This window comes from Methylobacterium sp. A52T, assembly GCF_053346095.1.
Genome location: NZ_JBKFBI010000198.1, coordinates 1 through 8,053 on the forward strand (window position 1 = coordinate 1; position 8,053 = coordinate 8,053).

At 73.7% G+C, this 8,053-nt stretch carries 8 protein-coding genes and 1 pseudogene; 6 read left to right on the forward strand and 3 right to left on the reverse strand.

The features are described from left to right. The 3 genes and pseudogenes from ACLBYE_RS28300 to ACLBYE_RS28310 all read left to right on the forward strand — a co-directional run. Nucleotides 1-606, forward strand: a pseudogene (locus ACLBYE_RS28300) (hypothetical protein); the annotation flags it as partial. A gap of 87 nt (nt 607-693) precedes the next feature. Next, nucleotides 694-2,139: a YcjX family GTP-binding protein gene (locus ACLBYE_RS28305; protein WP_020095380.1), complete on the forward strand. Its 1,446-nt coding sequence runs from the start codon at nt 694-696 to the stop codon at nt 2,137-2,139. Between the two features lie 28 nt (nt 2,140-2,167). Next, entirely contained in the window at nt 2,168-3,196 is a 1,029-nt protein-coding gene (locus ACLBYE_RS28310; protein ID WP_447696709.1) for a YcjF family protein, read from the forward strand. A gap of 7 nt (nt 3,197-3,203) precedes the next feature. On the opposite strand, the gene ACLBYE_RS28315 is transcribed toward ACLBYE_RS28310, so the two are convergent. The 3 genes from ACLBYE_RS28315 to ACLBYE_RS28325 form a co-directional block, all read right to left on the reverse strand. Next, nucleotides 3,204-3,431: a hypothetical protein gene (locus tag ACLBYE_RS28315; protein WP_012319110.1), complete on the reverse strand. Its 228-nt coding sequence runs from the start codon at nt 3,429-3,431 to the stop codon at nt 3,204-3,206. A 157-nt stretch (nt 3,432-3,588) separates the two neighbouring features. Continuing rightward, nucleotides 3,589-4,140, reverse strand: a complete 552-nt coding sequence (locus tag ACLBYE_RS28320) for an RBBP9/YdeN family alpha/beta hydrolase (RefSeq protein WP_447696710.1) — start codon at nt 4,138-4,140, stop codon at nt 3,589-3,591. Between the two features lie 46 nt (nt 4,141-4,186). After that, nucleotides 4,187-5,260 carry a UV damage endonuclease UvsE gene (locus ACLBYE_RS28325; protein ID WP_447696711.1) on the reverse strand — a complete coding sequence of 358 codons (1,074 nt, stop codon included), beginning with the start codon at nt 5,258-5,260 and terminating at the stop codon, nt 4,187-4,189. A 113-nt stretch (nt 5,261-5,373) separates the two neighbouring features. Here ACLBYE_RS28325 and ACLBYE_RS28330 point away from each other — a divergent pair, with 113 nt between their 5' ends. The 3 genes from ACLBYE_RS28330 to ACLBYE_RS28340 form a co-directional block, all read left to right on the forward strand. Beyond that, on the forward strand, nt 5,374-6,564 hold the full coding sequence (locus ACLBYE_RS28330; RefSeq protein ID WP_091680380.1) for a YihY/virulence factor BrkB family protein: 1,191 nt from the start codon (nt 5,374-5,376) through the stop codon (nt 6,562-6,564). Nucleotides 6,565-6,663: 99 nt separating this feature from the next. Continuing rightward, nucleotides 6,664-7,074, forward strand: coding sequence for a peptide-methionine (R)-S-oxide reductase MsrB (gene msrB, locus ACLBYE_RS28335; protein ID WP_020095375.1), 411 nt, complete (start codon nt 6,664-6,666; stop codon nt 7,072-7,074). A gap of 318 nt (nt 7,075-7,392) precedes the next feature. Then, on the forward strand, nt 7,393-8,053 hold a 661-nt coding region (locus ACLBYE_RS28340), incomplete at its 3' end, for a hypothetical protein (RefSeq protein ID WP_447696712.1).

Genomic DNA, 8,053 nt, shown 5'->3' on the forward strand with positions numbered 1-8,053 from the left:
GGGCTCGGGCGGACCCTGCGGGCCCGCTACCTCGCCGCGCACCGCCCCGGCGGCGCGCCGCGGAGCAAGGCGGCCCTGCGGGTGCAGCCCTGGTCGCCGCTCGCCCAGATGGCCGGCCGCCCGACCCGGCGCCCGGCCGCCATCCCGCGGGTGGCGATGCTCCAGCCGGTTCCCGACATCGCCGCGGGCATCTCGGCCTCCACCGGCCGCCCGGCCGGGAGCGTCGCCGACCCGTCAGCGCTCCTCGACCGGAAGCCGAGTCGCGTCCCGAGCGCCGACCGGATGGTCGCCGAATCCGCGCTGCTGCCGGCGATCGCGGTCGGCCTGCCGGTCCTCGACCTGCGCCTGCCGGCCCCCCTCTGCACCGGCGACGAGGTCCGAATCCAGGCCTACGCCAACCGGATCAGCGGCAGCGTTGGCCTGAAGCCGGGCGACGACCTCGACCTGTTCGGACCGGACGGCGCGCCGCGCGCCAATCTGGCGTCCGTCATGCTGGCGATGTCGGCGGTGGAGCTCGGCACGCTGCGCGCCGGCCCGGACCTCGTCGCCGGGGCGATCGCCCGGCTGAGGCCGCTCACGCCGGCCGCCGACACCGCAACGCCCTAGGGGACGCTTCCCGGGCGGCAAGCCTTGCGGTTCCGGCCCGCCCGCGCCACCTCTGCCCGGCCCGTTCCCCTCACCACGAGCCCGCCCGTGCCCCTGATCGACCTTGCCGCGCGCGCCGGCTCGGCCGTCAAAGCCTTCGCCGAAGCCTCGCACGACCTGCTGGTCCAGCCGACGCTGCGGCTGGGCGTGACCGGGCTCGCGCGCTCGGGCAAGACCGTGTTCACCACGGCGCTGATCCACCACCTCGTGGAGACCCACGCGCTGCCGGCCTTCGCGCCCGCCCAGGAGGGGCGCCTGCGTCGCGCCAAGCTGGTGCCCCAGCCCGACGACGACGTGCCGCGCTTCCCCTTCGAGGAGCATTTCGCGACGCTCACCGAGGCGCGGCGCTGGCCGCGCTCCACCGACCGGATCAGCCAGTTCCGCCTGGAGATCGCCTACGAGCGCGCCGCCGGCTGGCGCTCCGGCCCCGCGACCCTGATGCTCGACGTGGTCGACTACCCGGGCGAGTGGCTCCTCGACCTCGCGCTGATCGAGACCAGCTACACGGCGTGGTCCCGGGCGACGATCGGCGGCACCCGCCGGCCCGGCCGCGCCGCCGTGGCGGCGCCCTGGCTGGAGGCGCTGAAGGGCTTCGACCCGAACGGCCCCCTCGACGAGGTCGCGGCAGAGCGGGCGAGCGACGCCTTCAAGACCTACCTCGCGGGCCTGCGCGCCGGCCCCGAAGCCGTGGCGACGACGCCCCCGGGCCGGTTCCTGATGCCGGGCGACCTCGCGGGCTCGCCGGCGCTGACCTTCGCGCCCCTCGACCGGCTCACCGAGACGATCGCCCCCGACAGCCTCGCCGGGCTGATGGAGCGGCGCTTCGAGGCCTACAAGGCCAAGGTCGTGACGCCGTTCTTCCGCGACCATTTCCAGCGGGTCGACCGGCAGATCGTGCTGGTGGACGTCCTGTCGGCGGTCGATGCCGGGCCGACCGCCCTGGCGGAGCTGGAGGAGGCGCTGGACGCGGTGCTGCTCAGCCTCAACATCGGCCGCAACACGGTGCTGTCGCGGCTGTTCGCGCCCCGGGCCGACCGCGTGCTGTTCGCCGCCACCAAGGCCGACCACCTCCACCAGACGAGTCATGACCGGCTCGACGCGCTGCTGCGGCTGCTCGTGTCGCGGGCCATGCGGCGGACCGAGGCCGCGGGCGCCCGGGTCGGTACGGTGGCGCTCGCCTCCGTGCGCGCCACCCGCGAGACCACAGTCCACGACGGGTCGGAGACGCTGCGGGCGGTGGCCGGCACCCCGGAGGCCGGCGAGGTGGTGGGCGACGAGGTCTTCGACGGCAACAGCGAGGCCGCGATCTTCCCGGGCGAGCTGCCGGCCCGCGCCGAGGCGGTGCTGGAGGGGGCGGTCGAGCCGGGCTCGCTGCGCTTCCCGCGCTTCCGGCCGCCGCTGGTGCGCCCGGACGGGCTCGGCCGCGCCGGGCACCTGCCGCAGATCCGGCTCGACCGGGCGATGCAGTTCCTGATCGGCGACCGGCTGGCGTGACGATGTGTGCGATGCGGAGCCCGCGACCATGACCTCCGGCCAGAAACCCCGCGCCTTCCGGATCAGCCCCGAGCCGGTCGGCGAGCCGAGCGTGACCACGACGCCGCTCGGACCGCGGCCGCCGCAGGCCCGGATCGTCGAGGAACCCTTCGAGATCCTCGACGCCGCCGACGGCGTCGCCGTGCCGGTGGCGCCGCGCACGCGCTCGCCCTGGGGCGCCCTGTTCCTCTCGGCGGTGGGCGGCCTCGTCTCCCTGGGCGTCGGCCTGTCGGTCGAGCGGATGATCAGCGACCTGTTCCAGGCCGCCCCCTGGCTCGGCTGGGTCGCCCTCGCGCTGCTGGGCCTCGCCGCGCTGGCGCTGCTGGCGATCGTGGCGCGGGAGCTCGCCGGCCTGCGGCGCGAGCGCAAGATCGAGCGGCTGCGCCAGTCGGCGCTGGACGCCCTCGCAACCCGCGACCACACCGGCGCGCAGGCGGTGGTGCAGGCGCTCTCGACCTTCTACGCGGACCGCGACGCCCTGTCGGCGGGCCGCGCCCGGATCGACGCCGCCGCCGACGCGATCCTCGACGTGGACGACCGGATCGGCCTGGCCGAGCACGAGCTGCTCGCCGGCCTCGACCGGCAGGCGCGGAACGCCATCGCGACGACGGCCAAGCAGGTCTCGGCCGTGACGGCTCTCAGCCCGCGGGCGATCGTCGACGTGGCCTTCGTGGTGTTCGCGGCGGTCCGGCTGCTGCGCCGGATCGCCGCGATCTACGGCGGCCGGCCGGGCTTCCTGGGCTTCCTGCGGCTGGGGCGCGCGGCGCTCGCGCATCTCACGGTCACCGGCGGCATGGCGGTGGGCGAGAGCGTGATGCAGCAGGTTCTGGGGCTCGGGATCGCCGCCCGGGTCTCCGCCAAGCTGGGGGAGGGCGTGCTCAACGGGCTGATGACCGCCCGGTTCGGGCTCGCGGCGCTCAACGTCTGCCGGCCGCTGCCGTTCGTGCGGGAGGCCCCGCCGCGGCTCGCCGACGTCGCCGGCGAGCTGCTGCGCTCGGCCGAGGCCGAGCCGAAGTAGGGCGGGGCTACTTGGCGCCCGCGGCGGCGCGGCGGTTGGCGATGCGCGAGAACATGTTGCCGGTGTAGTCGGCGGTCTTCGGCTTCTCGGGCTCGCCGAGCTTGGCCTCGAAGGCCTCGATCCGCTTGAGCAGCGTCACGTCGTTGAACAGCGAGCTGTTGAAGTTGCTCTGGGCCCGGGGGCCGAGGGCGGTCTGCACCGCTTCGAGTCGTTCCAGAAGCTCTTTGCGCGTCACGGTGCTCTCCAGGGGCGGCTTCGGGACGAAGGACCGCCCGTCCCGCCACTGAAGAGGGCGGTGGTAAACAGCGCGTTAATGCGACCCGCGCCGGTCCCATCCCGCCGAGGCACGGGGACGCCGATCGTCCTCGCGCCGCGCCGCAGGGCGCGCAGGCTCAGAGCCCCTTCAGGAACCCGGCGAGCCGCATCAGCCCCTCGGGCCAGGGCCCGTGCCCGCTCGCCACGTTGAGGTGGCCGGATTCGCCCGCGTCGACCGTGAGCGCCCCCCAGGCATGGGCGAAGTCGTCCGCCCGCTCGTAGCGGCAGTACGGGTCGGTGCGGCTGGCCACCAGCAGGGACGGGAAGGGCAGGGGATCGCGCGGCACCGGCGCGAAGGCCCGGACCGCGTCGGGCAGGTCCGGCGCCTCCTCGACGTCCGGGAGCGCCACCAGGAGGGCGCCGCGGACCACCCCCGCGGGGAAGCGCGGCACCGCCTCGACGCACGCCACCACGCCGAGGCTGTGGGCGATCAGGATGACCGGCCGCGTCGCCGCCGCGACCGCCTCGGCGATGCGGCCGCACCACGCCTCCGGGGTCGGTTCGTGCCACTGGTCCTGCTCGACCACGCGCGCGGTGGCGAGGCGGCCCGCCCAGCGGGCCTGCCAATGGTCCTCCTCGGAGCCCCCGAGCCCCGGGACGATGAGGATGTCGCAGTCGGCGGTCTTCATACCGGGATGCCTAGTGCGGACCGGCGGACGCGTCGAGACCGTCCCGTCATTCGGCCGCGATCGGCGCCGCCCCCTCGAGGGCCAGGATGTGTCGGGCGATCTGCACGGAGGCGCGGTTCTTCGCCTTGGCCTCGATCTCGAAATCCGCCCAGGCGAGGTGCCGGGCGACGAGGTCGTTCACCGCCCGGTTCCACATCATGTCGGAGTGCGCGGCGAGGTCCCGGACCGCGTGGCCGGCCGCGCGCAGGGCCGGGAAGTCGGGCAGGGCGTCCGGATCGCAGGCGGCGGAGACCGCCTCGCGCGACACGCTGATGTGGGCCACGGGCCGGACGCCGCGCCAGGATTCCTGCACCCGGGCGATCCGGGGGTCGTCCGGCTCGAGATACTCGCCGCCGCTCTCGACCCAGTGGTGATGCAGGTCGAGCACCACGGGCACGAGGTCGGCGAGCCGCAGCACCGCGTCGAGGCCGAAGACGTTCTCGTCGTTCTCGACCGTCACGAGGTCGCGCGCCACCCGGCTCGCCCGGGGCAGGGTCTCGCGGAAGCCCTCGACCCCCGGGTCGCCCGCGCCGACATGGATGTTGATGTGGGCGCCGTGCGGGTGCCAGCCGCCGCCGTAGCCCATCCGGTCGAAGATCTCGGCGTGGTAGTCGAGCTCGGACAGGCCGTTGGCGATCGCCGCCGGGTTGCGGCTCGCCAGCAGGCAGAACGGTCCCGGGTGGAAGCTCAGGCGCACCCCAAGGCGGCGGGCCAGCGCGCCGGCCTCGGCGAGGCCGCGCTCGACCAGCGCCGCCATCTCGGGCTCGGCGTAGAGAGACTGCGCGATCGGGTGGGTGTAGCCCGGAAGGACGTTGCTCGCCATGCGCAGGAGGCGCTCCAGCGGCGGCCGGGCCCCGACCCAGGCGATCTGGCGGGCGAGGGCGTCGAGGTTATGGGCGACGAGGCCGGTGAGCTTCGCCCGCCGGGCGGCCGGCTCCAGCTTCGTGAGATGGGCCATGGTCACGCTGGTGAGGTTCATGTGCAGCGTGGCTTCCCGCTCCGCCTTGAGGGTGGCGTGGGTGCCGGGCGGCTCGTCCAAGACGAACTTGCAGCAGAATCCGAGACGGGGCTGATCGCGCATAACGAGCACAACGCGCGGAGGGCCGCGGCGTCCCCGCCCGACGCGCGGAACGGCCGCGGCACGACGACGTTGGGAGTCCCGAGCGCGGCAGTTCCGCGCACTGGCCCCGATCCATGCCCCCGTCACCGTCGCGTTCGACCGGCCCCTCAGAGGGCGGCTCGATCCTCTGGATCCTGATGCTCGGTTCGGCGCTGGTCGCCCTCGCGGCGGCGCCGGCACGGCGCCGCGTGCCGGCGGCTCTCCCCGCCGACGAGCCGCCGCTCGACCGCGATCCGTCCTGCGACGATCGGGGCCTGCGGAAGGGCGTCGCCGCGGGGGCGCGCTCGATCTCGGGGCGCGCCGCGCAGCTCACCGCCGCGACCCAGCCGGAGCGCGGCCGCGCCGCCGACAGCCCCGTCGAGATGACGCGGTCCGGCTGGAAGGACATCGTCGTCCGGGTCTACCTGGAGTTCAACAAGGACCGGGTCCTGGCGGTCGCCGCCGGGGTGACCTTCTACACGCTGCTGTCGCTGTTCCCCGCCATCGCCGCGCTGGTCTCGTGCTACGGCCTCTTCGCCGACGTGACCGTCATCAACGATCACCTCGCCCAGCTGCACGCGGTCCTGCCGTCCGGCGCGGTCGAGCTCATCGGCGACCAGGTCAAGCGCATCGCCGCCAAGGGCAGCGGCTCCCTCAGCATCACGTTCTTCTCCAGCCTGCTGCTGTCGATCTGGAGCGCCAACGCGGCCATGAAGGCGATGTTCGACGCGCTGAACGTGGTCTACGAGGAGGAGGAGAAGCGGAACTTCTTCTGGCTCAACCTCCGCTCGCTCACCTTCACGGTCGGCGCCCTGCTGTTCATCATCGTCGCGCTCAACGTGATCGTCGTCGTGCCGGTGATGCTGAACTTCCTGGGCCTCGGCTCGACCGCGTGGCTGCTCGCGGCCCTGCGCTGGCCGGCGATCCTGATAGTCCTGCTCGGCGGCCTGTCGGTGCTCTACCGGTTCGGGCCGAGCCGGGAGCACGCCCGCTGGCGCTGGGTCGGGTTCGGCAGCGTCGTCGCGGGCCTGCTCTGGCTCGCCGCCTCGCTCCTGTTCTCCTGGTACGTCGCCAATTTCGGCACCTACAACGAGACCTACGGGTCGCTCGGCGCCGTGATCGGCTTCATGACGTGGATCTGGATCTCCTCGACGATCGTGCTGCTCGGGGGCGAGATCAACGCGGAGCTGGAGCACCAGACCGCCCGCGATACCACCACGGGCGCGCCGCTGCCGATGGGCGCGCGCCGGGCGCGGATGGCCGACACCGTCGGCGCCGCCGCCTGAGCGCCGCGTCTCCGATCCCGGAGACGCCCTGCGGCATCCTCCGGGACTGCCGGATAGGGCGGGCGATCCCTATATAGCGTGGCGAGAAGGGAGATCGTCATGGCTGACACGCCGACCACCAGCCCGGAGACCCGCAGCGACGCCGAGTGGCGCTCGGCGCTGACGCCGGAGCAGTACCGGGTCCTGCGCGAGCACGGCACGGAGCGGGCCGGCACGAGCTGCCTGCTCGCCGAGAAGCGGGCCGGGACCTTCACCTGCGCCGGCTGCGGTCAGCCGCTGTTCGAGCAGGGTACCAAGTTCGAGTCCGGAACGGGCTGGCCGAGCTTCTTCGAGCCTCTCGACGGCGCCGTCGAGACCACGGTGGACCGCAGCCACTGGATGGTCCGCACCGAGGTGCACTGCGCCCGCTGCAAGGGCCACCTGGGCCACGTCTTCGACGACGGCCCGGCGCCGACCGGCCTGCGCTACTGCATGAACGGCGCGGCGATGAATTTCGAGCCGGCTGAATGAATCGCCGGGCCCGCTAACCTGGGTTCGGAAACGCGGCGCGAAAGCCGGGATATCGGGGACAGGGACGGCCGGGGCCGGATCCTCGGCCGGATCCGGTCTTGATTTCGTCGCGTTTTTGCTTAGCGCTCTATAGTCTCAGGATGTCGCTGTCCGGTGATTGGCGACGGAAGTGGTCAGGCTCTGGCGAATACGGCGTGGCAGTCAGCTTATACGCCGTGCGGGCCGGCTCCACGTGTCCCCTTCCGTGCGGCCCGGCGGCGCTGAGGGCTGTCCGCCGGATCGGCGCGCCGCCGACCAAGCGGGAGGGGTTTTGAGTTCATGAGCACCGTTCGCCGATTTCTGGTCGCACCATCCCTGGTCCGCCTGATCCGCAAGGAGCGGGGTGGCGCCCGCATCACCGAGGGTCACTTCGCGCCCCAGGGCGGCCGGGCCTCCTGCGTGCGCGTCGACGGCCAAGTCTGCCAGCTGGTCTTGGTGAACAAGGGGCCGGACGGCATCCCGGTCGAGGAGCGCACCGACGTCCCGCGCGCCCACGGCGACGCCCTGCTGGACGTGTGCCCCGGCAAGGCCGCCTACGACCGCACCACGCTGAATGCCGGCGGGCGCGAGATCGCCATCGACCGCTACGTCACCCCCGGCAGCCTGGACCTGATCAGCGTCACCTTCGACGATGACGGCGAGGCCGCCGGCTTCCACGCCCCGAGCTGGTTCGGCCGCGAGGTCAGCAGCGAGCCGGCCTTCGAGCGGGCGGCCCTGGCCATCCAGGGCGTGCCGGCGGCCGAGGAGGTGGCGCTGAGCAACGCCGCGCTGGACGCGGTGCTGGACCTGATCGAGCCGCGCTTCGGCTTTGGCCGTTACGGCAGCAGCAGCAGCAGCCGGAGCACCGAGTCCGACGAGGGCGCGATGGGTGCTATGCGCCGGGCCGCGGCTCCGGCGGCGCTGGCCGCCGCCGCGCCGGTCGTCGCCGCCCCGCCGCCGG